The following is a 25,583-nucleotide window of genomic DNA, read 5'->3' on the forward strand; positions in this document are numbered from 1 at the left end:
ACACCTCACGCCCGTCGGGACCCGTGAAGTGTCGCTGAGCGCGTGGAGTCACTCGGCGCGACCGGCGCCGCCGCGCGGACTGACGTCCACCCGCCGCGCGTCCCGCACCGGGTCCACCGCGAACACCGCCGCCACGACCGAGAGCACCGCGTACACCCCGAGGTACGCGCACAGGATCCACGGCGAACCCCCGCCCACCTCGACGAACACCGCCGCGAGCAACGGCGTCAACCCCACCGAGAAGATCGACCCGATCTGGTAGCCGAGACTCATCCCCGAGTAGCGCCGACCCGTCGGGAACTGCTCCGCGAACCACGCCGCCTGCGGCCCGTAGATGCTGTCGTGGAACACGCTCATGCCGATCAGCGCCACGAGGGGGAGCAGCACGAGGGGCCCGGCGTCGAGGAACGCGAAGAACGGCCAGATCAGCACCGCGATCCCGACCGCCGACCCGATCGCGAGCGGCCGGCGCCCGACACGGTCCGACAACCACCCCCAGAACGGCGTCGACACGAGGGACACCGCCGAGATCACGAGCACCGCCTGCAGGCCTGCGGCCGACCCCTCCTCGCCGCGCTTCGCCCCGAGGTACGTCAGCGAGTACGTCGTCAGGATCGAGTACAGCGCCGGCTGCACGAGCCGCAGCCCGGCGGTCACCAGGATCGACCGCGGGTGTCGGCGGACCGCCTGCCACACCGGGAACCGCTCGACACCACCGGACGCGCGCAGCTCCTGGAACACCGGGGCGTCCTGGACGCCGAGCCGGATGACGAGCCCGACCGCGACGATCACCGCCGAGAACAGGAACGGCAGTCGCCAGCCCCACGCCAGGAACGCATCGTTGCCGAGCACGGTCCGCACGAGCGTGAAGACCCCGGTCGCCAGGAGCATCCCGCCCGCGGATCCCATCTGGGTGAACGCCCCGAACAGACCCCGGTGCCGCACCGGCGCGTGCTCGACCGACAGCAGCGCCGACCCGCCCCACTCGGCACCCGCGGCGACACCCTGCAGCAGCCGCAGGACCACGAGCGCGACGACCGCCCCGACGCCGATCGTCGCCGCAGAGGGGATCACCCCGATGAGCGTCGACGCGATCCCCATGAGCACGAGCGACGCGACGAGCAGCTTCTTCCGCCCGATCCGGTCACCCAGATGCCCGGCCACGATGCCGCCGAGCGGCCGCGCCACGAACCCGACGCCGTAGGTCGCGAACGACGCGATGACCCCGACCGCGGGCGTCACGGTCGGGAAGAACGTGGGTGCGAAGACGAGCGCCGAGGCCGTCGCGTACAGGTAGAAGTCGTAGTACTCGACGGTCGTCCCGACGAACGACGCGAGGGCGACGCGACGTCGGGTCGCGTTCGTCGACGGATCGGTGGGACGGACGGGAGGCGCGGCTGCGGTCGTCTGGATCGGCATGACCCAGGAGCATGGTCGCCGCCCGGCCCCGACGGAACACCGCCCGTAACGCGAGGTCACGTCACGTCGCCGGCGCGGCATCGGTCGACACCATGGATCCATGAGCGATGCACCGATCCGTCCGCTGCGCTTCGCGGCCTTCGTCATGAACACGACGTCGCACATCCAGCACGGCCTCTGGCGGCACCCCGAGGCGCGGCAGGCCGACTTCGACGACGTGACGCTGTGGACCGACCTCGCGAAGACGCTCGAGCGCGGAAAGTTCGATGCGATGTTCTTCGCGGACGTCGTCGGCACGTACGGGCCCGCCCGCGGCGACTACTCGACAAACCTCCGCGAGGGCCTCCAGATCCCCTCGAACGACCCGTCCGTCCTGCTCTCCGCGCTCGCCGTGTCCACGGAGCACCTCGGCCTGGCATTCACCTCGAGCGTCATCCAGGCGCACCCGTTCGACTTCGCCCGCAAGGTCTCGACGCTCGACCACATCACCCGCGGCCGCATCGGCTGGAACGTCGTCACGAGCGCCCTCGACAGCGCCGCCCGCAACTTCGGGGCCGACCGGCTCGAGGAGCACGACGAGCGCTACGCCTGGGCCGAGGAGTACCTCGAGGTCTGCGCGAAGCTCTGGGAGGGGTCGTGGGACGACGGTGCCGTCCTCAAGGACCCGGTGCGCGGGTACGCCGACCCGGAGAAGGTGCACCGCATCGACCACCACGGGAAGCGGTACGACGTGCAGGGTCCGCACCTCAGCGCCCCATCGCCGCAGCGTACGCCGGTGCTGTTCCAGGCAGGGTCCTCGCCGGCCGGTCGGGCCTTCGCCGCGCGGAACGCCGAGGCCCAGTTCATCCTCACCTCCAACCGCGACGCCACCGAGCAGCTCATCCACGAGACCCGCGACCTCGCGGCCGCAGCCGGCCGACGCCGGGAGGACATCGCCTTCTTCCTCGGCCTGACCTTCGTCACCGGGTCCACCGAGGCCGAGGCGAAGGCCAAGGAGGCGGAGATCGACGAGTACCTCGCAGCCGACGGGTTCCTCGTGCACTCGAACCTCGGCTTCGACCCCGACACCGGCGAACCGCTCGACCCCGCGACGCCGCTGTCCGAGGTCCGGACGCACGCCGGGCAGTCGCACCTCCAGTGGCTCCGCGAGGCCGCCGGCGACCGTGAGCCGACCATCGCCGACCTCGCCCGGCTGTCCGCCAAGCTCCGCGCCCGCGTCGTCGGGACGCCCGAGCAGATCGCCGACGAGCTCGCCGCGTGGCAGCACGTCGGTGTCGACGGGGTGAACGTCATCAACTGGACGCTGCCCGGCTCGTACGAGGAATTCGTGGACGACATCGCGCCGACCCTGCAGCAGCGGGGACTCATGCAGTCCGAGTACCGGGAGGGCAGGCACCCTGCGCGAGAAGCTCTTCGGCCACGCGCAGCTGCCGGACTCCCACCCGGCCAGGCGGTGGCGCGGGGCGTTCTCCGGCGGGTCGAGCGGGTCCGGCGGGTCCGGCGTGACTGGCGTGACTGGCGGGTCCGGCGCGTCCGGCGACGCGACGGGCTCGGACGGCGGGCGCGACGCCGTGGAGGTGACCGCGTGACCGACGCGACGACGACCGACGGGGCTGCTCCGCGCCTCCAGACCGACCGGCTGACGGCCCTGCGGAACCACTTCGCCCCGGTCTTCGGCCGCATCCGCGAGGGGGCCGTCGGGCGCGAGCTGGCGTCCGGGAGCCCGGGGGAGCGGCAGCTGCCGCACGCCGAGGTCCGGGCACTCGCGGAGGCGGGCTTCGGTCGCCTCCGCGTGCCCGAGGACCGCGGCGGCTTCGGTGTGACGCTCGTGGAGCTGGCGCACCTGGTGGCGGACCTCGCGGCGGCGGACTCGAACATCGCGCACCTGTGGCGCGGGCACTTCGGGTACACCGAACTCGTGCTCCTGCGTCCGGATTCGCCCGGTCGTGATGAGTGGCTGCAGCGGATCGTCGACGGGGCGGTCGTGGGGAACGCGACCTCGGAGCGGACCGGCACCACGCTCGCGGACATCTCGACGACCGTCGCGCCCGACGCCGACGGGACGTGGCGGCTCGACGGGCGGAAGTTCTACTCGACCGGCACGCTCTACGCCGACTGGATCTACCTGGCGGCCGACCGCGACGGCGAGCGGGTGACGTTCGCGGTGCCCACGGACGCGCCCGGCGTCACCGGGGTCGACGACTGGGACGGGTTCGGGCAGCGGCTCACCGCCTCGGGGACGACGGTCTTCGACGGCGTCGCGGTCGACGAGTCGGTGATCTCGGGGTACCGGGACGCGCCGCTGTCGCACATCCAGGCCTTCTACCAGCTGTACCTGCTGGCGGTGCTCGCGGGGATCGGGCAGGCCGTCGTCGACGACGCGGTGGCGTTCGTCCGACCGCGGACCCGGACGTACATCCACGCGAACGCCGCCGTACCGGGGGACGACCCGCAGGTGCTCGCCGTGCTCGGGCGCCTGTCGTCGGGGGCGTTCACGGCTCGGTCGCTCGTCGCTGCGGCGGCCGGGCTGCTCGACGGGGTCGTGGCGACCAACGTGCCGGGGGTCGGCGTCGACCACGCGGTGCTCGACGCGGCCGAGAACGCCGTCTACCAGGCGCAGGTCGAGGTCGGGCCGCGGGTGCTGCGGGCGGCAACGGAGCTGTTCGAGGTCGGCGGGGCCTCGGCGGCGGACCGGACCCGGGCGCTCGACCGGCACTGGCGGAACGCGCGGGTCGTGGCGTCGCACAACCCGGCCGTGTACAAGGAGCGGCTCGTGGGCGAGTACGTGCTGCACGGGCGGGGGCCGGTCGACGCGTGGGAGCGGTACCACGAGGTTGGGCCGACGCGGTTCTGAGGGCCAGGCGGCGCGGCGCGCGTGCGCGGGTGCGCGGGTGCGCGGGTGCGCGCGTGCGCGCGTGCGCGGGCGAGTCTCGCGCTCAGCGACGGTTCTCGGGCTCGTTCGCCCGCGATGCGTCGCTGAGCGCGGGCCTCGGTCGACCACTGCGCTGCGCCGCGCTGCGCTGCGGCTACGCCCAGCCGAGCTCGTGCAGCCGGGCGTCGTCGATGCCGTAGAAGTGCCCGATCTCGTGGACGAGCGTGGTGTGCACCTCGTCCCGGAGCTCCTCGACGGTGTCGCACTCCTCCAAGTGCTGCTTGCGGAACACCACGATCCGGTCCGGCAGCTCACCGAACCCGTACTGCCCGCGCTCGGTCGCGGCGACCCCCTCGTAGACGCCGAACAGGTCGGAGCCGTCCTCGGGTTCGTCCTCGACGACGAACACCACGTTGTCGAGCCCGTCGACCATCTCGTCGGGCAGCAGGTCGAGCTCGTCGGTCACGAGCTGCTCGAACTCGTCGGCGGACATCTCCATCACGAGGTCGATCGTGGCACACCGGCATCGGAGAACGACGAAGGCCCCGTCCTGTCGGACGGGGCCTCCACGAACTGGGGTGAGTAACGGGTCTCGAACCCGCGACCTCCTAGACCACAACCAGGCGCTCTACCAACTGAGCTATACCCACCATGTACGCGCTGGCGGACCGGCGCGACCACTCAATAGTAGTACATGCCGGAGGCTCCTCCGACCAGGCGTGTCGCCGTCGCCAGCCAGCGGGCTCGCTGCCTCGTCACTGCTGCGTTGCTGCTGGGCGACAGCGCCCGTCGTCACTCTGCAGCCGGCTGCGCGAGCCGGGGCTCCCAGCGCTCGACGACCTCGGCCGCGACGGCGCGGACGTCCTCGGTGGTCGGGCCGGGCTCGGCGACGAAGCCCGCGCGACGGTAGTACTCGAGCTCACGGATCGACTCGAGGATGTCCGCGAGTGCACGGTGCCCGCCGTGCTTCTCCGGCGCGTTGAAGTACACGCGCGGGAACCAGCGACGGCAGAGCTCCTTGATGCTCGACACGTCCACGCTGCGGTAGTGCAGGTGCCCGTCGACCCGCGGCATGTACTTCGACAGGAACGCGCGGTCCGTCCCGATCGTGTTGCCCGCCAGCGGTGCGCTGCCCTCGGCCGGGACGTGCTGGAGGATGTACTCGAGCACCTGGTACTCGGCGTCTGCCAGGGAGACGCCGTGCGGGATCTCCTCGAGCAGACCCGAGGTCGTGTGCATGTTCGTCACGAACTCGTTCATGTTGTCGAGCGCGGACTGGTCCGGCTTGATCACGATGTCGAAGCCCGGGTGCACGGGGACGAGGTCGAAGTCCGTGATGACGACAGCCACCTCGACGAGCTCGTCGACCCCGAGGTCGAGACCCGTCATCTCGCAGTCGATCCAGACGAGGCGGTCGTTCGCAGTTGCCATGCCCCGATCCTATTCCGCGCCTGTGACGCTCCCGCGCCCCGGCGGTGCGGCTGTGGGGGGGCGCTGCCCGCCCGGCGACCACGAGCGGGCGGAACCGGCACGGGCGCGCTCGCGGGTCGGTCGGAATCCGCCCGTTCGCAACCGGACCCGTTGGCCGAGCGTGATCCGTGCCTCCGGTCCGTCGCGGTCAGGGCCCTGCGAACGGCGGGATGCGCTGGCGCGCCCGTGAGCGGGCGGGATCCGCGATCAGAGCCGTGCGCAGCCGACCGTTCCACCCGTTCGCGACGGAACCGGGCCGCCCGACGCGTCCCGCGCCTCCTGGCTGCCGTGAGCGGGCGGAACCCGCTTGCAACCGCCGCGGAGGGGACCGGTTCCGCCCGTTCGCTACCGGGGCTGTCCCTCGGGCGCGATCCGTGCCTCCAGGCCTGCCCCGGTCCGGGCCTCGCGAGTGGGCGGAACCGGCCCGGACAGGGGATCCTGCGTGCCGGTTCCGCCCGATCGCCAGCGTCTGCTGCCGCGCAACATCCCCGACCGCCCCTGGCATCTCGCCTGAGCTGGAGGCCTGCCATCGGTCCGTGGGTCCGGCCGCCACACCCTCAGATCACGCGAGCGGGTGGAATCGGAGGCGCGGTCCGCCCCGCCCTCACGGCTTCCGCCCGCTCGCGGAGAACGTCCGTCTCACTCAGCCGCACCGACGGCACCCAGCAGCCTGGAGGCGCGCCCACAGCCCGGCGGTCCGTCCTCCCCGCCCTCGGGTCACGCGAGCGGGCGGAGTCGGCCACCCGGTCCGCCCCGACCCGCGGGTTCCGCCCGCTCGCCGACGCGCGCCCGACCGGTGCTCGGGCGTCCACAGCCGGCCCTGACCCGACACGCCGGCCGGAGCCCGCCCCGCCCGCCAGAGCCCACCGCGCCTCGCCGCCTCCGCCGCGCCGCACCCACCCCCGCCTCCCCGCCCACACGACGAACGGGCGGGAACCACGACCGGACCGCAGTCCGCTCGCAGTTCCCGCCCGGAGCGAGAGCGAGAAGCGCCTCAGACCATCTCGCCCGCCGAGATCGCCTCGGCCTCGACGCGCTCCGGCTCCGCGCCGTCGTCGACCCGTCGCAGCACCTTCGTCGTCAGCACCACGACCACGAACGCGATCGCCACCGAGACCCCGGCGAACACGTACGCCGCCGACGGCGAGAACGAGTCCGCGAGCAGCGTCGCCACGGGCGGAGCGATCGCACCACCGATGAAGCGGACCGCTGAGTACGCGCTCGACGCCACCGAGCGGGGGAGGTCCGTCGCCTCCATCACGCACTCCGTCAGCACCGTGTTGAGGACACCGAGCACGAGCCCACCGATGATCACGCAGATGATCAGCCCGACCTGCGACGTCACGACGACCGCCGCGGCGAACAGGTCGAGGGCCAGCAGCGGCAGCGCGATCTTCAGCACGGTCGTCCGACGCAGGCGAGCGGTCAGGATCGGCGCCACCCACACGGAGGTGATCGCCAGCCCGACGCCCCAGCCGAAGAACGTGAAGCCGATGCCGAGCGCACCGAAGCCGAGCGGGAACGGCGTGTACGCCAGGAGCACGAAGAAGCCGATGTTGTAGAAGAGCGCGGTGACCGCGAGGGCGGCGAGTGCCGGCCGTCCGAGTGCGCGGAAGGGTGCCGAGAGCTTCGTCGGTGTCGGCTTCTCGAGCCCCGAGGACTTGAGCAGCGTCACCACGGCGATGAACGCGACGGCCATGAGCGTCGTGACGCCGAAGAACGGTCCGCGCCAGCTCACCGATCCGAGCAGCCCGCCGACGAGCGGACCCACGGCGATGCCCAGGCCGAGCGCGGCCTCGTACAGGATGATCGCCGACGCGGTGCCGCCGGAGGCCGCCCCGACGATGGTCGCGAGCGCGGTGGAGATGAAGAGCGCGTTGCCGAGGCCCCACCCGGCGCGGAAGCCGATGATGTTCCAGACGCTGCCCGAGGTCGCAGCCAGCACCGAGAACACGACGATGAGCGCGAGCCCGATGAGCAGCGTGTTCTTCGCGCCGATGCGGCTCGACACCCAGCTGGTGAAGAACATCGCGACACCGGTGACGGCGAGGTAGCTCGTGAAGAGCAGCTCGGTCTGCGCTGCCGTCGCCTTGAGCGAGGTGGCGATGGCGGGGAGGATCGGGTCGACGAGGCCGATGCCCATGAAGGCGACGACGCATGCGAACGCGATCGCCCAGACGGCGGACGACTGCTTGAGGATGCTGCCGGACGCAGCGGGTGCGTGGGCGTTCACGCGGGGATCTCCGTTCTCGTGGGGTTCGTGGTGGTGCGCGAGGCGATGATGGCGGCGGCGCCCCGCAGGACGTCCCAGTCGTCGTCGTCGAGGTCGGCGAAGACCGCTCCGACCGAGTCGGCGATGGTCGCGCGCCAGGCGAGGAGCCGCTCGCGCCCGGTGTCGGTGAGCTCGATGAGCTGACCGCGGGAGTCGTCGGGGTCGACGGTGCGTGAGAGCAGTCCGTCGGCGAGCATCCCGGAGACGATCCGGGTCATGGTGGGCTGTGCCACACGCGACGCGGCGGCGAGTTCCCCGAGGCGCAGCGGCTGCTCGGTCTCGAGGATGCCGAGCGTGCGCCAGACCGCGGCTGAGGTCGCGTCGCCCGAGGCCCGCGCCGCTGCGCGGACCAGGCGGTTGACGGAGACGACGAGCGTCTCGAGTGTCTGCGCCCGTGTTTGTTCCATGTCTGAACTATATAGCGGTGCTATGCATCCGTCAACAGGGCGCCCCTGGTACAAGGGACGCATGAGCGACATCACCATCCACGAGGGCGACGAGTACACCGCGATCTTCCACGGCGGTCCCTTCGACGGCACGACCGACACCCGCACCGCCACGAGCGACGCGGTCGACGACGAGGTCACGGTGTACGCGGACGTCGAGGGCCTGCAGACCGCCTTCACCTACAAGGCCACGAAGACCCGTCAGGTGCTCGACCAGACCTCCGTCGAGTACGAGTACGACGCCGCCGACTCCGACCCGGTCGACGACCTGCAGGACCGCGGCGACCGCAGCGGCGAGTTCGACCGGGAGTAGATCCCGCGCCGCGGACGTTGCACCGTCCCGTGCAGCTCGACCTCTGGACCTCCGCCTTCTGCGCCCCGTGCGCGGCCGCCCGCCGCGTGACAGGTGAGGCTGCGGCGCTCGTCCCCGGGCTCCGGGTCACGGAACGCGACGTCGCGGCCCACCCCGACACCGCAGAGGACCTCGGCATCCGCTCGACTCCCACGATCATCGTGCGGCGCGACGACGGTGCCGAGGTCTTCCGTTCGCCGGGCGTCCCCTCGCGCGACCAGCTGCTGGTGGCGGTCGCGAAGGCGCTCTGACCCGGCCTGGAGGCGCGGCCCCCTCCGCCCCGTCCGTCACCCCCGCCGCGTCGCGCCGACCGGCGTCTGGTCGCGTTGCGACCGCGGCGGCCCGACGACCGGCGACGGAAGCGGTGCCGGGCGGACCAGCCCGCGCAGCCGTCGGACGGCGCGCTTCGCCGTCCGCACCGGGGTCCCGAGCACGAGGGCGACCACGCCGAGCACCGAACGATCGTCCGGCCCGAGGGCGTTCTTGCGCTCCCATGCCCGGCGGAGCGCCCCACCCCGGCTCCGCCGAGCGGCCGGTCGGTCCACGAGCGTTCCGGTGTCCCGCGCGCGCATGAGCGCTTCCGCCCGCTCGGCCCAGTCGTCGTCGGCGGGCGGGTGGAAGTGGTTGTCGTGCATCCACCCGGGCCGGACGGTACCGAAGCGCCCCGCCACGAGGTCGGTGGCGTCGCCCGCGAGGCCGCTGTCCACGAAGACCTCGTTGATGAGCGTCCTCGAGACGCCGAAGTCGGTCAGGGTGAGCGCCGGCACGCCGCGGGCCACGGCCTCGAGCACGGCGGTCGAGCTCACCGTGACGAGGGCGACCGCGCGGTCGAGGTGCTGCGCCATCGGCCCGCTCGCGACCACGAGGTTCGGCGGAGCGTCGGCGGGGAGCAGCGCGGGGTAGGGGTACTGCTCGCGGTGTGTCTGGTGCTCTCCCGACACTGCCCGCACCTTCACGACCACGCGCCACTCCGGGTGCCGCAGCGCCGTCTCGACGAGCCAGCCGACGACCCGACGCCGATCCTCTTCGTCGGCGGGGACGCTCGGCTGCGCGGCGAAGACCACCGCGTCACGCGCGCCGTCCGTGTCGCGGACCGTCCCGTCGCCCGCTGCGCCGTCGCCCGCTGCGCCGTCGGACGCTGCCCTGTCGGACGCACGGCCACGCGTCGAGCGGGCGAAAGGGAGCGTCGCGAGCGCGAAGTGCGGTTCGGTTCCGCCCGCTCGCGCGAGGTCGCGGTAGGCACGCACCTCGCGGTGGCTGTGCAGCACGAACAGGTCGGCACGGGCGCGGAAGAACACGCCCTTCCACTTCGCCGGGAACGAGATCCCCGGCAGCCCGGTCAGCAGCACCGGTCGGCGCGGCAGGCGTCTGTGCACCTCGTCGATCACGAGTTCGGCGACCGGCCCGATGCACGCCACGAGGACGGCGTCCGGCGGGTCCTCCCGCAGTCGCCGGAGGATCGCGTCGACCGGCACCGGCTCGGGAGGCTGTCCGGCGAGGTGCCGCAACCGCGCATCCAGCCCGCGGAAGGCCGCCGTCAGCTGCGCGCGGCTCGCCGTCCGCGGGGTCGCCACGACGAGGAGTTCCAGGCGCCAGTGCGCCGGAGCCGTGGCGAGCAGGTGCGCACCCCACTTCGCGAAGGAGTCCGTGTCGACCAGGCCGACCACACGACGGGCGCGGGGCGGCGGGTCGGACGGGAGGCGCGCCTCCCGTCCGACCGTCGACCCGCGACGAGCGGTCCCCGCCGGTTCCGCCCGCTCCCCGGATCCGTCCGCTCGCGTGGGTGTGGTCCCCGGTTCTGCCCGCTCGCCGGTTCCGCCCGCTCGCGTGGGTGTGGTCCCCGGTTCTGCCCGCTCGCCGGTTCCGCCCCCTCGCGTGGGTGCGGCCTCCGCCGGCTCCGCCCGCTCGTGCACGCGACGGGTCAGGCGCCGACGCGGCGGAGCTTCGCCATCGGAGCCTGCTCGCCGGGGAAGATCCGCTTGATCCCGTCGCCCAACGCGGTCTCGATGACGCGGACGTCGCGGGCCAGGGTCTGCAGTCCGTGCGGCTCCAGGGACGCCGCGCGGTCGGACCCCCACATGGTGCGGTCGAGGGTGATGTGCCGCTCGACGGCCGAGGCGCCGAGGGCGACCGCGGCCAGCGAGATCTGCAGACCGGGCTCGTGCCCCGAGTAGCCGACCGGCACACCGGCGTAGCGGAGGGCGAGGGTGTCGATCATGCGCAGGTTGGCCTCCTCGGCGGGCATCGGGTAGGTCGACGTGGCGTGCATGAGGACGAGCCGGGCCGTGCCGAGCGTCTCGACCGCGCGGTCGATCTGCTCGAGCGTGGACATCCCGGTCGACAGGATCACCGGCTTGCCCGTGGCCGCGACGGCGCGCAGGAGGCCGAGGTCGGTGACCGACGCCGAGGCGATCTTGTACGCGACGACGTTGAGGTCCTCGAGGAAGTCGACGCTCGGCTCGTCCCACGGCGAGGCGAACCAGTCGAGGCCCCGGAGCGTGGCGTGGTCGCCGATCTCGATGTACTGGTCGCGGTCGAACTCGACGCGGTACCGGTACTCCAGGTAGGTCATCTCGCCCCAGGGGGTGCTCCGCGGAGTGGCCTTCATGTGCTCCGGGGTGGCGATCTCCGGGGTGCGCTTCTGGAACTTGACCGCCTGCAGGCCGGCGTCGGCGGCGACGTCGATGAGTCGCTTCGCGATGTCGACGTCGCCGTTGTGGTTGAGACCGATCTCGCCGATCAGGTAGGCGGGGTTGCCGGCGCCGATGGTCGACGTGCCGATGGTGACGGTCATGGTGCTCCGTTCGGTGCGGGTGCGGGTGCCGGGTCGTGCTCGTTCGCGAGGGCGTCGGCGAGCTCGAGGTCGTGGAGGTCGTCGATGTCGATCGCCGTTCGGGGGTCGGTGACGGCGACCTCCACACGACCGTGGAAGCGGTGGCGGTGCGTCCGGAGGGCCGCCGCCCGGAACGTGTAGAAGGCACCGGTCTCCCGGTAATCCGGCTCGCGGTCCTGGCGGCGCGGTCGTGCGGCGGCGTCGTGGTTCACGGCGCGCGCACTGCCGTCCGCAGCGGTGCGCCAGAGGAAGGCGTGCGACGGGGTGGCCGCGAACACGGCGTCCGCAGCGCCGCTCTGCACGCGCCGCACCGCGCGGTCGAGGTCGGCCGGGTCGATGAACGGTGAGGTCGCCTGCAGGAACACGACGATCTCCGGTGTCTGGCCGTCCGCGATCAGGGCGTCGAGGGCGTGCAGGAGCGCGGACTCCGAGGAGGCCTCGTCGCCGGCGAGCTCAGGCGGACGTCGGACGACGAGTGCGCCGGCGTCGTGGGCCGCCTCGGCGATGGCGTCACCGTCGGTCGACACCACCACGGTGTCGATCGTCGAGGCCGTTCGTGCAGCATCGACCGCTCGGCGCACCAGCGAGCGACCGCCGACGGTGCGGAGGTTCTTGCCCGCGATGCCCTTCGACCCCGCGCGGGCCGGGACGATCGCCACGACGGCCCCGGAACCGTGTCCGTGTCCGTCTCCGTGTCCGCGAGGGTGCATGTCCCGGACCGTACGGAGGGGCGGTGACCCTGAGACGAACGACAGGGAGACGGGCGTCGAACGCTCTGCGACCCGGCCGGACGCGATCGGGCGAGCGTCCCCCCCCCCCCCCCGTGAGCGGGAGAGCGTCTCCCCGTGAGCGGGCGTTCCCTGCTGCTCCGGCGGACGCTCGCTGCCGGTTCAGCCCGCTCGTGCCTGCCTGACGAGGTGCTCTTCGTCGGCCGTCCTCGGTGTCGACCGCTCGGTGCAGCGCCACGCCGACCGACGGCGGTAGAATCGTCGGCGCTCGCCTCCGTAGCTCAGTGGATAGAGCAGGTGGTTTCTACCCTCCGTGTCGCGGGTTCGATTCCTGCCGGGGGCACGTGCGACGAGAGGCCGCCATCCGTTGGGATGGCGGCCTCTCGGGGTCCTGACGTCGGACGGTCAGTCGTCGTCGGATGCTCGGCGACGGAGCTCGCTCGCGCTGATCGGCTGCGTGTAGGGCGAGCCGTCCTCGTGCCCGTCCTCGTGCCCGTCCTCGTCGTCGTCCGCTCGTGCGCTCGCCGGTGCGCCCGACGCCGGGGAGCGGTCGAGCCCGCTCGCCGAAGCAGACGCACGGTTCACGTGCGCGTCAGCGGACGTGGGGCTCGCGACGCGCGGCGCTGCGTTCGGTCGGACGTCGGAGCGTTCTCCCTGGTCACGGTCGGTCGGGTCGACCTCGCCGGAGTCAGAGGTGTCCACACCGCGGGTGCCCAGGTCGTTCCTGGTGCTCGGCGCCGTGCTGCTGCCGGGGCGTCCGGACGCGATCGGCGAGCCCAGCTGCGGGCGCACGGGCGTGCCGTCGAGCGGCACGGTCTCACGGTCGCCGTAGGGCCGCGTGCGGTTGTCCGACGAACCGCGCACGTCGTCGATCGGGGTGGTGGCGTCCTGGTCGGTCGTCGAGGCCGCGGCCGCACCCGACGACCACGGAGCCGGACTCCCCGGCGCCGAGCTCCCGGGCGCCGTGGCCCCGGCGGGGGCGCCGGACTGCTGCGGTGCCGGGCGGAGTGAGGTCGTGGTCGGCGTCGGGCGCGCCGGGGTGGTGTCCGCGTCGGCCGATCGCTGCTGCTGGCCGGCGTTCCAGTCCTGCTGCCGGGCGATGAGTTCGGCGTCGGGGTCCGGCGAGTCGAACTTCCACCGTTCGAGATCGGCCTTGAACAGCTTCTTGGCACGACCGGGCCGGCCGTTCCACTCGAGCAGGCGGTCACGGAGCTCGGCGAGGGACTGGTCTGCCTGCGAGGTGAAGGTCGAGGAGTTCCGCTTGATGTCGGCGAGCTCGTGCTGCACCCAGTCGGCGGCCAGCGGAGCACCGCTCATCGGCAGGAGGCGCAGCCGCACGTCGGCGTCCTCGGCGAGGTGGTCGGCGTACGCGCGTTCCTCGTGTCCGAGCGCTCCCCAGCGGGAGGCCTTGCGCGCCGCGGTGACCACGCCCGCGACCGCCGAGTTCCGGCTCTCCCGGTCGTGGAGCGCGACGACGCGTTTCGCGGCCGCTCGTCCGATCAGCGCGGCGATCACTCCGGCGACGACGATCGCGACGAAGGGGATGATCGCGCCGGACAGCACGCGCCAGCCCTCGTCGGATGCGCTCCAGCCGGTCAGGTCGTTCCACCAGTCCATGCGCGAACCCTACGCAGCGCACGGCCCGGAACCGCGGAGGCGGATCGGCGTTCCGTCGAGCCGTTTCCGTCGGGCCGACCGGTGCCCGGGCGGAGCGACCGGTGCCCGGGCGGAGCGACCGGTGCCCGGGCGGAGCGACCGACGGACCGTCGACCATGCGGACGCCCTGCAGGTCTGCAGCCCGCGGGTCAGCCCCAGCGGAGGCAGTCGACGGCGTCGTCGGCTGACCACACGTTCGGCAGCTCGACGAACCGACGCTCGGTCGCCACGTACCGCCGCGCGCGGTACGCCGTGCCGCCGGCGACGTCCACCCGGTCGACGTACCCGACGATCTCGCCGTTGGCGCGGGTGACCCGGCTGAGATCGTCCCGCACGTCGAGCACGCGCAGGTCCCCACGGCTGCGTGCCACCGGCGTGGAACGGATCCGGAACGCTGGTTCGGTGCTCGTCTGCACGGGTGCCTCCTGCAGGTCGGTCGTGGTCTCGTTGCCTCGACGCTACGGGGGGCCACCGACAGCGCAGGGGCGCGCTGGGCCGCCGGGGAACGCGCGTTCGAGGACCCGATCCTGTGGAGGAGCCGTACCCCGCCGGCGTGCGCCCGGAGCGGCGGAGGGTACGGTGTCGCGCATGACGACCTTCGTGCTTGCAGGTGGATGCTTCTGGTGCCTCGACGCCGTGTACCGGACCCTGCAGGGCGTACAGGACGTGGTCTCCGGGTACACGGGCGGTGCGACGGACGATCCGACGTACGAAGCGGTCTGCACCGGGACGACCGGTCACGCCGAGGCGGTCGCGGTGACCTTCGACGAGACGGTCATCCCCGCCGACGTCGTGCTCGACGTGTTCTTCACGCTCCACGACCCGCGGCAGCTGAACCGCCAGGGCGCGGACGTCGGCACGCAGTACCGCTCGGCGATGTTCCCGGCGGACGACGAGCAGCGAGCCCTGTTCGAGCGGGCGATCCAGCGCGCTGCGGACATCTGGGACGGCGGCATCGTGACGACGATCGAGCCGCTCGGTACGTTCTTCCGTGCGGAGGAGTACCACCAGGACTTCTTCGCGAAGAACCCCGGACAGGGCTACTGCCTCGCGGTCGCCCTGCCCAAGGTGAACAAGGTCCGCAAGGCCTACAGTCAGTACATCCTGGCGTCCTGAGACGCGGACGCCGGGGCCACGAGGAGGTGGTCGAACGATGATGGACAACACCGGGACCTGGGTGGCCGTCGGTCCGGCGGGCGCGGTCGGCAGCATCCGCCGCGCGCCGGACGGGTTCCAGGTCGAGCTCTACGGTCGGCGTGGTCGCGGCGGGACGTACCCGTCGCTGGAGTCCGCGAAGGGCGCGGTGCACGCAGCCCTCGGACCCCTCGCGGACCGTCCCGAGTTCCGCGCGCACTGATCGGGTCGGACGGGAGGCTCGGGGGACTCGTCCTCCACAGCCCACCTCGACGAGACGGTGAGTCACAGATCGAGCCCCGGGTCGCGTCCGCGACCCGGGGCTCGATGACGATCGAGTCATGAACGACACGATCACCGTCTGCGGCATCGTCGCGACCGAACCCCGGCACCTCGTCACCGACACCGGCATCGCCATCTCGAGCCTGCGCCTGGCGTCCCCCTCGCGACGATGGGAGCGCAGTACCTCGTCCTGGACCAACGGCCCGACCAACTGGTACACCGTCACCGCGTTCCGCTCCCTCGCCGCCAACGTCCACAAGTCCCTGAAGAAGGGCGACCGGATCGTCGTGACGGGGCGAGTGCGGATCCGAGCGTGGGAACGTGACGGACGGGGCGGCACCTCGGTCGAGATCGACGCCGACGGCATCGGGCACGACCTCGCGTGGGGCATCAGCAACTGGATCCGCGTCCCGCGGCACGTCGGCGACTCGAACGCTGGTCCCGGGGTCCCGCCGGGGGTGCCGACGGTGAACCCGGACACGGGGGAGGTCACGGGCACGGTCCCGGAGGACGACCACCTGTCCACCGTCCCCGGGGCGGACGGTGGACCTGCGGTGGCCGGGCCGGTCGTCGGACCCACGCTGCCGCACCACGGGATCGACCACGACGAGGGCGCCGACGCGCACGTCGCGGCAGCGGGCGACGGGGACGAGCCCGCCGCGACCGCGCTGCGGGACTCCCTCCCCGACGAGGACCCCCGTGCCGTCGCGTGAGCGGACGGTCGCCGGGCCGGTCGTGGGCAAGGAGCGGCGACCGTGCCGTGGATCGCCGCCCCCCGGACCGGTCGGCGGCGGCGCAGGGGGAGCGGTGGCGCGCCCGGGTCAGTAGACTTGCGCCGATATGGCTGAGTACATCTACCAGATGGTCCGCGCCCGCAAGACGGTCGGCGACAAGCTGATCCTCGACGACGTCACGATGTCGTTCCTCCCCGGCGCCAAGATCGGCGTCGTCGGGCCGAACGGTGCGGGCAAGTCGACGATCCTGAAGATCATGGCGGGTCTCGACCAGCCGTCCAACGGCGAGGCGAAGCTGACCCCCGGCTTCTCCGTCGGCATCCTCATGCAGGAGCCCGAGCTCGACGAGTCGAAGACCGTGCTCGAGAACGTCCAGATGGGCGTCGGCGCGATCAAGGGCAAGCTCGACCGCTTCAACGAGATCTCCGCGCAGATGGCCGAGCCGGACGCCGACTTCGACGCGCTCCTCGCCGAGATGGGCACCCTGCAGGAGGAGATCGACGCCGCCGACGCCTGGGACCTCGACTCCCAGCTCGAGCAGGCCATGGACGCACTGCAGTGCCCGCCGGCGGACGCGCAGATCGCCAACCTCTCGGGTGGTGAGAAGCGCCGCGTCGCGCTCTGCAAGCTGCTCCTCGAGAAGCCCGACCTGCTCCTCCTCGACGAGCCCACCAACCACCTCGACGCCGAGTCCGTGCTCTGGCTCGAGCAGCACCTGTCGAAGTACCCCGGCGCCGTGCTCGCCGTCACCCACGACCGGTACTTCCTCGACCACGTCGCGCAGTGGATCGCCGAGGTCGACCGCGGCCGTCTCTACCCGTACGAGGGCAACTACTCGACCTACCTCGAGAAGAAGCGCGAGCGCCTCGAGGTCCAGGGCAAGAAGGACGCCAAGCTCGCGAAGCGTCTGTCCAGCGAGCTCGAGTGGGTCCGGAGCAACTCGAAGGGCCGTCAGGCGAAGTCGAAGGCGCGCCTGGCCCGCTACGAGGAGATGGCTGCCGAGGCCGAGCGCACGCGGAAGCTCGACTTCGAGGAGATCGTGATCCCGGTCGGCCCGCGTCTGGGCTCCCAGGTGATCGATGCCGAGAAGCTCCACAAGCAGTTCGGTGAGCGTGTCATCATCGACGACCTGTCCTTCACCCTGCCGCGCAACGGCATCGTCGGCGTCATCGGCCCGAACGGCGTCGGCAAGACCACGCTGTTCAAGACCATCGTCGGCCTCGAGCCGCTCGACGGCGGGCAGCTGAAGGTCGGCGACACCGTCGACATCTCGTACGTCGACCAGAGCCGTGGCGGCATCGACCCGAACAAGAACCTGTGGGAGGTCGTCTCGGACGGCCTGGACTTCATCCAGGTCGGCAAGACCGAGATCCCGTCCCGCGCCTACGTGTCCCAGTTCGGGTTCAAGGGCCCGGACCAGCAGAAGAAGGCCGGTGTGCTCTCCGGTGGTGAGCGCAACCGCCTGAACCTGGCGCTCACGCTCAAGCAGGGCGGCAACCTGCTGCTCCTCGACGAGCCGACGAACGACCTCGACGTCGAGACCCTCGGCAGCCTCGAGAACGCCCTGCTCGAGTTCCCGGGCTGCGCCGTCGTGATCACCCACGACCGCTGGTTCCTCGACCGGATCGCGACGCACATCCTCGCGTGGGAGGGTCTGAACGAGGACGGCACCCCGAACTGGTACTGGTTCGAGGGCAACTTCGAGGCCTACGAGGAGAACAAGCTCGTGCGCCTCGGCCCGGACGCGAACAAGCCCGGTCGTTCGACGTACCGCAAGCTCACGCGCGACTGACCCGTGGCGAGGCTGCACGTCCCCGTCCGCATCCGGTGGAGCGACATCGACGCGTACGGCCACGTCAACAACTCCGCGATGCTGCGTCTCCTGGAGGAGGCGCGCATCGCGGGGTTCTGGGGCCACGACGCCGGCGACGTCGCGCCCGAGGACGACCTGCCGGACCCGATCATCGACGGCCGCCCTGGCTCGGGCACGATAACGGTGATCGCCGCGCAGCGTCTCGAGTACCTCGCATCGATCCCGTACCTGCGTCGACCGCTCGACGTGCAGATGTGGATCGGCCGGATCGGAGGCGCGAGCATCGACGTGTCGTACGAGATCTGGTCGCCCGCGGGGGTCGAGCCGCACGTGCTGTACACCCGTGCCACGACCGCCCTGGTGATGGTGGACACGGCGACGAACCGCCCCCGGCGTCTGTCCGAAGCCGAGCGCGCCGCCTGCGCGCCGTTCGTCGAAACCGCCGTGCAGTTCTCCCGCCCGTAGCGGTCGGACCGCCAGCGTGGTCCGACCGTCCGGAGCGGTCGGGCCGTCAGTGCGGGACGCGCATCATGCCCTCCTGCGCCACCGAAGCCAGCAGACGGCCGTCGCGGGAGAACATCCGACCGAACGCGAGCCCCCGGCCGCCCTGCGCGCTCGGCGACTCCTGCGTGTAGAGCACCCAGTCGTCCGCGCGCCCGTCGCGGTGCCACCACATCGCGTGGTCGAGGCTCGCGCTCTTCACGCCCGGCGTTCCCCAGGCGACACCGTGCCGACGCATGATCGGCTCGAGGATCGACAGGTCGCTTGCGTACCCGAGCACGGCGCGGTGGAGCGCTGCGTCCTCCGGCAGGTCGCCGTCGACGCGGAACCACACGGCCTGGTGCGGGACCCGCTCGCCCTGCACGTCGACGAACACCGGACCCTCGACGTGCCGCAGGTCGATGGAGCGCTCGGCCCAGGCCTGCGCCACGGGGTGGTCGATCCGCGACAGGATCGACGCGGCCGAGGGCAGCGACTCCGGATCCGGGGTGTCGACGGGGAACGGGTCCTGGTGCTCGAGCCCGTCGTCCGGCCGCTGGAAGGACGCGATCATCGAGAAGATCGGGACACCGCGCTGGTAGGCCTGGACGCGCCGCGTGGCGAAGGACCGCCCATCGTGGATGCGCTCGGCCGCGAACGTGATGGGCACGTCGATGTCGCCGGGCCGGAGGAAGTACCCGTGCATCGAGTGGATGACGCGGTCCTCGATGGTGTGCTGGGCGGCGACGATGCACTGCGCGAGCACCTGCCCGCCGAAGACCCGTCCGCCGGGGGACCAGTGGCTCGCGCCGGTGAGGATCGTCTCGCCCGTGCTCGCGCCGGTGTCCTGCAGGCGGAGGGTGCTGAGGAAGTCGGGTTCGCCGTTCACCCCCGCAGTCTACGAACCCGCCACCGGTAGGATCGGTGTCGACATGGGCACCACGTTCACGCTTCCCGACGCCGCCTCGCTCGGCGACCTCCGCACCTACCTCGGACGCGCTGCCCGGATCGAGGACGGCTCCGTGCGGCTCATCGCCGACTCGGGCGTCCTGGCGGTCTACACGGCGATCCTGTACCCGATCGGCCTGCTCGACGAACTCCCGACGGTGCTCGGTCTGCGCACCTTCTCGCTCACGGAGCCGGCGACGATCGACGCGGTCGTGCCGCTCGCGTCGCTGCAGGAGCGGCTGCGCGTGCTGGCCGAGGAACACGACGCAGCCGGAGCCGACGGCGCCGATCCGACGCGGCCGACCCCGATCGAGGTCGAGCTCCCGCACGAGGTCAACACCGTCACGTGGGCCGCGATCTCGCCGCCGCGCGGTGGCTGGGTGCCGCTGCCCGACGTCTCCCCGGAGCTGCTCCGTCGCGCCGCACGGGACGGCATCGCCGAGGTCGCGGACGCCGTCCCGTCGAACGCCGGCGAGGCCATCGTCCGTCGCATCCGCGCAGAGGTCTGGGGCCGACCCGTCCCCGGGATCGAGCACGTCCCGGCAGCAGCCGGGTTCGCGGGGGAGAGCCTCGGGTTCCTCGGGCACGACCCGGTGCGGCTGTTCGAGACGGGACCGTGGAGCCGGTTGACGTCGTCGCGCGGGCACATCCTGGTGAAGCGGCGCAGCTGGAACCTCGACCGGTAGCTCCGGCACGGCCCGTCCCTGCACAGCGGGCCAGGTCAGCACCGCCGTCCACAGGCCCTGAGGATGCCCACCCGGCACCGTGACCGGCGTGGTTGGGTTGCACCATGAACGTCTTGCTCACCGGCGCATCCGGGTACATCGGGTCCTCAGTCCTCCGCGCACTCGTCGCCCACGGGCACCGGGTCACGGCGGTCGTCCGTTCCGTCGAGAAGGCCCAGGCGGTGCGTGCGGCCGGAGGCGACGCAGTCGTCGGCGACGTGACCGACACGGACCTGGTCCGACGCCTGGCACACGAGAGCGATGCCGTCGTGCACACCGCCTCGGCGGAGGCCGTCGACCCGGACTTCACAGCGACGGTGACCCAGGCCTTCTCCGGCACCCCGAAGCCCTTCGTGCACACCGGCGGCATCTTCACGTTCGGTGACTCGACCGACATCTCGGAGCAGTCGCCCGTCTCCCCGCCGGAGCTCACCGCGTGGCGCGCGCCGATCGAGGCGCGGGTCCGCGCGAGTGCGGCCCGGACCACCATCATCGCCCCGGGCATCGTGTACGGCCGTGGCGCGGGCATCCCGATGATGTTCGTCGGGGACGGGGAGCACGAGGTCCGGCTGGTCGGAGACGGGTCGCAACGGTGGACGACGGTGCACGTCGACGACCTGGCCGAGCTGTACGTCCTCGCCCTGGAGCGCGGCGAGCAGGACGGCTACGTCGTCGCTGCGACGGGCGACAACCCCACGGTCCGCGAGATCGCCGAGGCGGGCGCCCACGGGTCGCCCGTCGTCGCAGAGAGCGTGGTCGACAGTCGCGAGCGACTCGGCCGCGCCTTCGCGGACGCGCTGTTGCTGCACCAGGAGGCGTCCGGCGCGCACGCGCGCGCCGCCTTCGGCTGGGGCCCGACCCGGCCGTCCCTGGTCGAGGACCTGGCGGCCGGTTCGCCCGTCCAGTAGTCCGGCAGGCGGCAGGTGACAGGCGGCAGGCGGCACGCGGCAGGCGGCAGGCGGCAGGCGGCAGGCGGCAGGCGGCAGGCGGCCGGCGGCGAACGGGCAGGCGGCTGGCGGCCGGCGGGCGGGCAGGCGGGAGACGACCGACGACGGACGAAAGACGGCAGGCGGCGGACGGCGGACGGCGGACGGGAGGCTCGTATCGGCCCCGCCACGCGCCTCCCGTCCGTCAGTCGAACGTGTTCGTCATCGCGTGGGCCGCGCGGTCGAGGTACGCCCAGAGCTCGGCCTCGTCGAGGGGCGCCAGGTCCAGGGACTCGACGGCCTCGTGCATGTGGTGCAGCCAGCGCTCCCGGGCCTCGGAGGTGATGCGGAACGGGTTGTGGCGCATGCGCAATCGGGGGTGCCCACGCTCCTCGCTGTAGGTCCCCGGGCCGCCCCAGTACTGCTGCAGGAACGCCGACAGCCGCCAGATCGCACCCTCGAGGTCGTCCGCCGGGTACATCGGCCAGATGACCTCGTCCTGCTGCACGCCCTCGTAGAAGCGTCGGACGAGCCGATCGAAGGTCGGTGCGCCGCCGATCCGTTCGTACAGCGACCCGGTGGCAGCGGCGCCGCCGACACCGACCCGGAGCGTGATCGGCTGCGCGGGCGTGCCCGGGCGGGCAGGCGGGGTGAGGTCGGTCACTGGTGGTCCTTCCCGGGCTCCTGGTCGCGGCCCGTGTCATCCGTTCGGATCGCCCGTCCGAACAGGTTCCCACGCTTCCCGCCACGGGACTTCGTGGGCGCCGGGGTCGGCTGCGTCCGCACGGTGCGGAGGCCGTTGATCGACGTGGCGTTCTCCCACCCCTCGGGCATGATCATCGCCATCGCGGGCAGCGTGACCCCGAGCTCGTCGACGGCACGCTTCAGCCGCACGCGCATCTCCCGCCCGACGACGTCGAGCTCCGAGGCCCGCGTCTTCACCACCAGGCGGAACACCATCCCGGTGTCGGTGATGGACTGCAGCCCCCAGATCTCCGGCTTCTCGACGATGCGCTGGCGCCAACGGGGCTCCTGCGACATCGTGACGGCGGCACGGAGCAGCGCGTCCTGCACCGCGTCGATGTCCGTGTCGTAGGGCACCGTGATGTCGACGAGGACCCGCGACCAGCCCTGGGACAGGTTGCCGACGCGCAGGATCTGCCCGTTCGGCACGAACCAGAGGATGCCGTTCACGTCGCGGATCTGCATGACGCGCAGGCCGACGTTCTCGACGACGCCCGTGGCCGGGCCGGTGTCGACGACGTCCCCGACGCCCGCCTGGTCCTCGAGGATCATGAAGATGCCGGACAGCAGGTCCTTCACGATGCTCTGCGCGCCGACGGCGAGACCCGCGGCGACGACGGAGGCGCCACCGACGATGCCGACCGCGGCCGTGGGGAACGACGTGGAGATGATGACGGCCAGTGCGATGATGGCGACGACCACGGTCGCCAGGTTCTCGAGCACGCTGCCGAGCGTCCGCGTCCGCTGCACCACGCGGGCGGTCTGCACCGGGGACGCGATGAGCGCCTGGGTGTCGTCGACGTTCTGGCGACGCTTCGCCCCGGTCACCACCTGGTCGACGACACCCTTGATCACGCGACGCAGGATCAGCCGCAGGATGATGGCGGCGATGATCGTGATGACGATCGTGATCGGGATGTGCCAGGTGTCGACGAACTGGGTGAAGGCATTGGACGCCCACTTCGAGACGTCGTCGGTCGTGTTCGCTGCCGAGTTCATGATCCGAACGATGCTAGAGGGCGGGGCCTCGGTGACCCTTGAGGATCACCGAGGCCCCGCCCCTGCGTGGTCGTCCGACCGAGATCAGGCGTCGGCCGCCTGCACCCGCAGCGCACGCTCGGTGCCCGCGAGGTTCTCGGTGACGATGCGACGGAGCGCGGGCGTCTCCGGGTGCGCCTCGAGCCACGCGTTCGCGGCGTCGCGGAGCTCGACCGACGCGAGCGGCGCCGGGTACAGGCCCGTGACGATGGTGTCGGCCATGTGGTAGCTCCGCTCGGCCCAGATCCGCGTCAGCACGTCGAAGTACTTCGACACGAGCCCCTCGAGCACGACCGGGCTGTTCGTGTGCTGGAAGCCGACGGTCGTCTGCCGGACGATGGCGTTCGGTGCCTCGGACGAGTCCACGAGCGACGAGAACGCCGCGAGCTTGCCCTCGGCGGTCGGGATCGTCGCACGCGCACGAGCGGCGGCCTGCTCACCGGACGCGGTCTTGTCCGCCGCGAGCTCGGCGTCGACCTCGGCGTCACCGGCGGCACCGGCGAGCACGAGGCCCTCGAGCAGCTCCCAGCGCAGGTCCGTGTCGATCTCCAGGCCCTGCAGCGTGACGGAACCGTCGCGCAGGCCCTGCAGCGTCGCCACGTGCTCCGGCGTCGAGGCGATCTGCGCGAAGAACTTCACGAACTGGAACTGGGCGTCGGACCCGGCCTCGGCCGAGGACGCCAGCTGCCAGAGCGTGTCGCCGACGGTGCGGACCGTCGCGTCGACCTTGGCCGGCGCGACGTAGCTGCGGGCGGTCAGCAGCAGCTGCGAGAGCGTGGTGCGGATCGTCGTCGACTCGGTCTCGGTCGCGATGTTGCCGAGCACCAGGCGGACGTAGTCGCTCGCGGGCGACTCGGCGTCGCGCGTTGCGTCCCACATCGCACCCCAGACGATCGAGCGGGCCAGCGGGTTCGCGATCGCGGCGAGGTGCTCGATCGCGGTGCGCCGGGACTGCTCGTCGAGACGGATCTTGGCGTACGCCAGGTCGTCGTCGTTCAGGAGCACGAGGTCGCCGCGGTGCACGCCGACGAGCTCGGGGACCTCGGTGCGGGCGCCGTCGACGTCGATCTCGACGCGGTGCGTGCGCTCGAGCTTGCCGCCGGCCGAGGCGGTGTCCGCCCCGAACGGCGCCGACTCGTCCGTCGCGAACCCGTAGACGCCGATCGCCAGGCGGTGCGGGCGGAGCGTCGGGTGGTCGGCGGGGGCCTCCTGCAGCACGGCGAACGAGTTGATCACACCGGACTCGTCGACCTCGATCTCGGGACGCAACGTGTTGACGCCGGCGGTCTCGAGCCACAGCCCCGACCACTCGGACAGGTCGCGGCCGCTGGTCGCCTCGAGCTCGACGAGCAGGTCGCGGAGCTCGGTGTTGCCGTGGTGGTGCTTCTTGAAGTACTGCGAGACGCCCGCGAAGAACGCGTCGATGCCGACCCACGCCACGAGCTGCTTCAGGACGGACCCGCCCTTGGCGTACGTGATGCCGTCGAAGTTGACCTGCACGTCCTCGAGGTCGTTGATCGTCGCGACGATCGGGTGCGTCGAGGGGAGCTGGTCCTGGCGGTAGGCCCAGGACTTCTCCATCGCCTGGAACGTGGTCCAGGCCTCGGTCCACTCGGTGGCCTCGGCCGTGGCGATGGTCGACGCCCACTCGGCGAACGACTCGTTCAGCCACAGGTCGTTCCACCACTTCATGGTGACGAGGTCGCCGAACCACATGTGTGCGAGCTCGTGGAGGATCGTGACGACCCGGCGCTCCTTGATGGCGTCGGTCACCTTCGACCGGAAGACGTAGGTCTCGGTGAAGGTGACGCAGCCCGCGTTCTCCATCGCGCCGGCGTTGAACTCCGGCACGAAGAGCTGGTCGTACTTCTCGAACGGGTACGGGACGTCGAACTTCTCCTCGTAGTAGGCGAAGCCCTTCTTCGTCGTCTCGAACACGTACTCGGGGTCGAGGTACTCGGCGAGCGAGCGGCGTGCGAACACGCCGAGCGGGATGGTCCGACCGTCGCGGCTCGTGAGCTCGTCGCGCACGACCTCGTACGGGCCGGCGACGAGCGCGGTGATGTAGCTCGAGATCTTCGCGGTCGGGGTGAACGACCAGGTGGCGACCTCGCCGTCGACGTGCGGCTCGGGCGTCGGGGAGTTCGAGACGACCTGCCAGCGGGCCGGCGCCGTGACGGTGAAGGTGAACTCGGCCTTGAGGTCGGGCTGCTCGAACACGGCGAACATGCGGCGCGAGTCCGGGACCTCGAACTGCGAGTACAGGTAGACCTCGTCGTCGACCGGGTCGACGAAGCGGTGCAGGCCCTCGCCCGTGTTCGTGTACATCGCGTCGGCGACGACGACGAGCTCGTTCTGCTCCTGCAGGTCGTCGAGCTGGATCCGCACGCCGTCGTTCACCGCGGCGACGTCGAGCGCCGTGCCGTTCAGCGTGATCGAGTGCACGGTCTTCGTGATCGCGTCGATGAAGGTCGAGGCACCGGCCGTCGCGGTGAACCGGACGCGCGTGGTGCTGCCGAAGGTCTCGGCCCCGCGGGTCAGGTCCAGCTCGACGTCGTACGTCTGCACGTCGACGATCGCGGCGCGTTCCTGGGCTTCGGTTCTGGTGAGGTTCTCTCCGGGCACGGACGCTCCAACTTCGCTTGCGGCGCGGACGATCGATGTCCGCGGTGAGGGGGTTCCCGGCAGGCGTCGTGCGCCGTCGGGACGAT

General features: G+C 71.8%; 24 protein-coding genes, 2 tRNA genes and 1 pseudogene. 12 read left to right on the forward strand and 15 right to left on the reverse strand.

Annotated elements, in window-relative coordinates:
- Positions 1-48 precede the first annotated feature (48 nt).
- Positions 49-1,419 carry an MFS transporter gene (locus tag C1N91_RS04540; protein WP_137766785.1) on the reverse strand — a complete coding sequence of 457 codons (1,371 nt, stop codon included), beginning with the start codon at positions 1,417-1,419 and terminating at the stop codon, positions 49-51.
- A 100-nt stretch (positions 1,420-1,519) separates the two neighbouring features.
- Between C1N91_RS04540 and C1N91_RS04545 the strand changes: the two are divergent.
- A pseudogene (locus C1N91_RS04545) lies at positions 1,520-2,891 on the forward strand (NtaA/DmoA family FMN-dependent monooxygenase); the annotation flags it as partial.
- A gap of 113 nt (positions 2,892-3,004) precedes the next feature.
- Positions 3,005-4,273 (forward strand): acyl-CoA dehydrogenase family protein, encoded by a 1,269-nt coding sequence (locus tag C1N91_RS04550; RefSeq protein WP_137766786.1) that lies wholly within the window; start codon positions 3,005-3,007, stop codon positions 4,271-4,273.
- Between the two features lie 172 nt (positions 4,274-4,445).
- On the opposite strand, the gene C1N91_RS04555 is transcribed toward C1N91_RS04550, so the two are convergent.
- The 5 genes from C1N91_RS04555 to C1N91_RS04575 form a co-directional block, all read right to left on the reverse strand.
- A complete protein-coding gene (locus C1N91_RS04555) occupies positions 4,446-4,790 on the reverse strand; it encodes a metallopeptidase family protein (protein ID WP_111227606.1) in 345 nt (114 codons plus the stop codon).
- A 75-nt stretch (positions 4,791-4,865) separates the two neighbouring features.
- A tRNA-His gene (locus C1N91_RS04560) sits at positions 4,866-4,941 on the reverse strand.
- Between the two features lie 142 nt (positions 4,942-5,083).
- Positions 5,084-5,722, reverse strand: a complete 639-nt coding sequence (gene orn, locus C1N91_RS04565; RefSeq protein WP_058750810.1) for an oligoribonuclease — start codon at positions 5,720-5,722, stop codon at positions 5,084-5,086.
- 1,033 nt (positions 5,723-6,755) lie between these two features.
- Positions 6,756-7,994, reverse strand: coding sequence for an MFS transporter (locus C1N91_RS04570; RefSeq protein WP_137766787.1), 1,239 nt, complete (start codon positions 7,992-7,994; stop codon positions 6,756-6,758).
- Positions 7,991-8,440, reverse strand: coding sequence for a MarR family winged helix-turn-helix transcriptional regulator (locus C1N91_RS04575; protein ID WP_175415910.1), 450 nt, complete (start codon positions 8,438-8,440; stop codon positions 7,991-7,993). The genes C1N91_RS04570 and C1N91_RS04575 overlap by 4 nt, the downstream gene beginning before the upstream one ends.
- Before the next feature lie 61 nt (positions 8,441-8,501).
- Here C1N91_RS04575 and C1N91_RS04580 point away from each other — a divergent pair, with 61 nt between their 5' ends.
- Together C1N91_RS04580 and C1N91_RS04585 are read left to right on the forward strand one after the other, a co-directional pair.
- Complete coding sequence (locus C1N91_RS04580) at positions 8,502-8,792, forward strand: oligoribonuclease (protein ID WP_126892530.1); 291 nt, start codon at positions 8,502-8,504, stop codon at positions 8,790-8,792.
- A 29-nt stretch (positions 8,793-8,821) separates the two neighbouring features.
- Entirely contained in the window at positions 8,822-9,082 is a 261-nt protein-coding gene (locus C1N91_RS04585; protein WP_137766789.1) for a thioredoxin family protein, read from the forward strand.
- A gap of 36 nt (positions 9,083-9,118) precedes the next feature.
- Here the strand turns inward: C1N91_RS04585 and C1N91_RS04590 are convergent, their stop codons facing one another.
- The 3 genes from C1N91_RS04590 to C1N91_RS04600 all read right to left on the reverse strand — a co-directional run bounded on the left by C1N91_RS04590 (position 9,119) and on the right by C1N91_RS04600 (position 12,374).
- On the reverse strand, positions 9,119-10,498 hold the full coding sequence (locus C1N91_RS04590) for a DUF6716 putative glycosyltransferase (RefSeq protein WP_137766790.1): 1,380 nt from the start codon (positions 10,496-10,498) through the stop codon (positions 9,119-9,121).
- A gap of 254 nt (positions 10,499-10,752) precedes the next feature.
- On the reverse strand, positions 10,753-11,625 hold the full coding sequence (locus C1N91_RS04595) for an N-acetylneuraminate synthase family protein (RefSeq protein WP_137766791.1): 873 nt from the start codon (positions 11,623-11,625) through the stop codon (positions 10,753-10,755).
- Entirely contained in the window at positions 11,622-12,374 is a 753-nt protein-coding gene (locus C1N91_RS04600; RefSeq protein WP_254678347.1) for an acylneuraminate cytidylyltransferase family protein, read from the reverse strand. The genes C1N91_RS04595 and C1N91_RS04600 overlap by 4 nt, the downstream gene beginning before the upstream one ends.
- A 288-nt stretch (positions 12,375-12,662) precedes the next feature.
- Between C1N91_RS04600 and C1N91_RS04605 the strand changes: the two genes are divergently transcribed.
- A tRNA-Arg gene (locus tag C1N91_RS04605) sits at positions 12,663-12,735 on the forward strand.
- Positions 12,736-12,797: 62 nt separating this feature from the next.
- Here C1N91_RS04605 and C1N91_RS04610 read toward each other — a convergent pair.
- Together C1N91_RS04610 and C1N91_RS04615 are read right to left on the reverse strand one after the other, a co-directional pair.
- On the reverse strand, positions 12,798-14,009 hold the full coding sequence (locus C1N91_RS04610; RefSeq protein ID WP_137766792.1) for a hypothetical protein: 1,212 nt from the start codon (positions 14,007-14,009) through the stop codon (positions 12,798-12,800).
- A 188-nt stretch (positions 14,010-14,197) separates the two neighbouring features.
- A complete protein-coding gene (locus C1N91_RS04615; protein WP_137766793.1) occupies positions 14,198-14,464 on the reverse strand; it encodes a hypothetical protein in 267 nt (88 codons plus the stop codon).
- A 172-nt stretch (positions 14,465-14,636) separates the two neighbouring features.
- On the opposite strand from C1N91_RS04615, the gene msrA reads away from it, so the two are divergent.
- The 5 genes from msrA (at position 14,637) to C1N91_RS04640 (ending at position 18,476) form a co-directional block, all read left to right on the forward strand.
- Positions 14,637-15,164: a peptide-methionine (S)-S-oxide reductase MsrA gene (gene msrA, locus C1N91_RS04620; protein ID WP_137766794.1), complete on the forward strand. Its 528-nt coding sequence runs from the start codon at positions 14,637-14,639 to the stop codon at positions 15,162-15,164.
- A gap of 37 nt (positions 15,165-15,201) precedes the next feature.
- On the forward strand, positions 15,202-15,405 hold the full coding sequence (locus tag C1N91_RS04625; protein ID WP_082687396.1) for a hypothetical protein: 204 nt from the start codon (positions 15,202-15,204) through the stop codon (positions 15,403-15,405).
- 118 nt (positions 15,406-15,523) lie between these two features.
- Complete coding sequence (locus C1N91_RS04630; RefSeq protein WP_137766795.1) at positions 15,524-16,177, forward strand: single-stranded DNA-binding protein; 654 nt, start codon at positions 15,524-15,526, stop codon at positions 16,175-16,177.
- 127 nt (positions 16,178-16,304) lie between these two features.
- Positions 16,305-17,990, forward strand: coding sequence for an energy-dependent translational throttle protein EttA (gene ettA / locus C1N91_RS04635; RefSeq protein WP_137766796.1), 1,686 nt, complete (start codon positions 16,305-16,307; stop codon positions 17,988-17,990).
- A 3-nt stretch (positions 17,991-17,993) separates the two neighbouring features.
- Positions 17,994-18,476, forward strand: a complete 483-nt coding sequence (locus tag C1N91_RS04640) for an acyl-CoA thioesterase (protein ID WP_137766797.1) — start codon at positions 17,994-17,996, stop codon at positions 18,474-18,476.
- 46 nt (positions 18,477-18,522) lie between these two features.
- On the opposite strand, the gene C1N91_RS04645 is transcribed toward C1N91_RS04640, so the two are convergent.
- A complete protein-coding gene (locus C1N91_RS04645; RefSeq protein WP_137766798.1) occupies positions 18,523-19,380 on the reverse strand; it encodes an acyl-CoA thioesterase in 858 nt (285 codons plus the stop codon).
- Positions 19,381-19,423: 43 nt separating this feature from the next.
- Between C1N91_RS04645 and C1N91_RS04650 the strand changes: the two genes are divergently transcribed.
- On the forward strand, positions 19,424-20,125 hold the full coding sequence (locus C1N91_RS04650) for a hypothetical protein (RefSeq protein WP_137766799.1): 702 nt from the start codon (positions 19,424-19,426) through the stop codon (positions 20,123-20,125).
- A gap of 104 nt (positions 20,126-20,229) precedes the next feature.
- Positions 20,230-21,072: an NAD-dependent epimerase/dehydratase family protein gene (locus tag C1N91_RS04655; RefSeq protein ID WP_137766800.1), complete on the forward strand. Its 843-nt coding sequence runs from the start codon at positions 20,230-20,232 to the stop codon at positions 21,070-21,072.
- A gap of 223 nt (positions 21,073-21,295) precedes the next feature.
- Here C1N91_RS04655 and C1N91_RS04665 read toward each other — a convergent pair whose 3' ends face one another.
- From C1N91_RS04665 to pepN, 3 genes are all read right to left on the reverse strand, one after another.
- On the reverse strand, positions 21,296-21,754 hold the full coding sequence (locus C1N91_RS04665; protein WP_368074217.1) for a globin: 459 nt from the start codon (positions 21,752-21,754) through the stop codon (positions 21,296-21,298).
- Positions 21,751-22,833 (reverse strand): mechanosensitive ion channel family protein, encoded by a 1,083-nt coding sequence (locus C1N91_RS04670; RefSeq protein ID WP_137766801.1) that lies wholly within the window; start codon positions 22,831-22,833, stop codon positions 21,751-21,753. Before C1N91_RS04670 ends, C1N91_RS04665 begins: the two co-directional genes overlap by 4 nt.
- Positions 22,834-22,917: 84 nt before the next feature.
- Positions 22,918-25,497: an aminopeptidase N gene (gene pepN, locus C1N91_RS04675; RefSeq protein ID WP_137766802.1), complete on the reverse strand. Its 2,580-nt coding sequence runs from the start codon at positions 25,495-25,497 to the stop codon at positions 22,918-22,920.
- Positions 25,498-25,583: the final 86 nt, after the last annotated feature.

This window comes from Curtobacterium sp. SGAir0471 (assembly GCF_005490985.1).
Lineage (GTDB): Bacteria > Actinomycetota > Actinomycetes > Actinomycetales > Microbacteriaceae > Curtobacterium.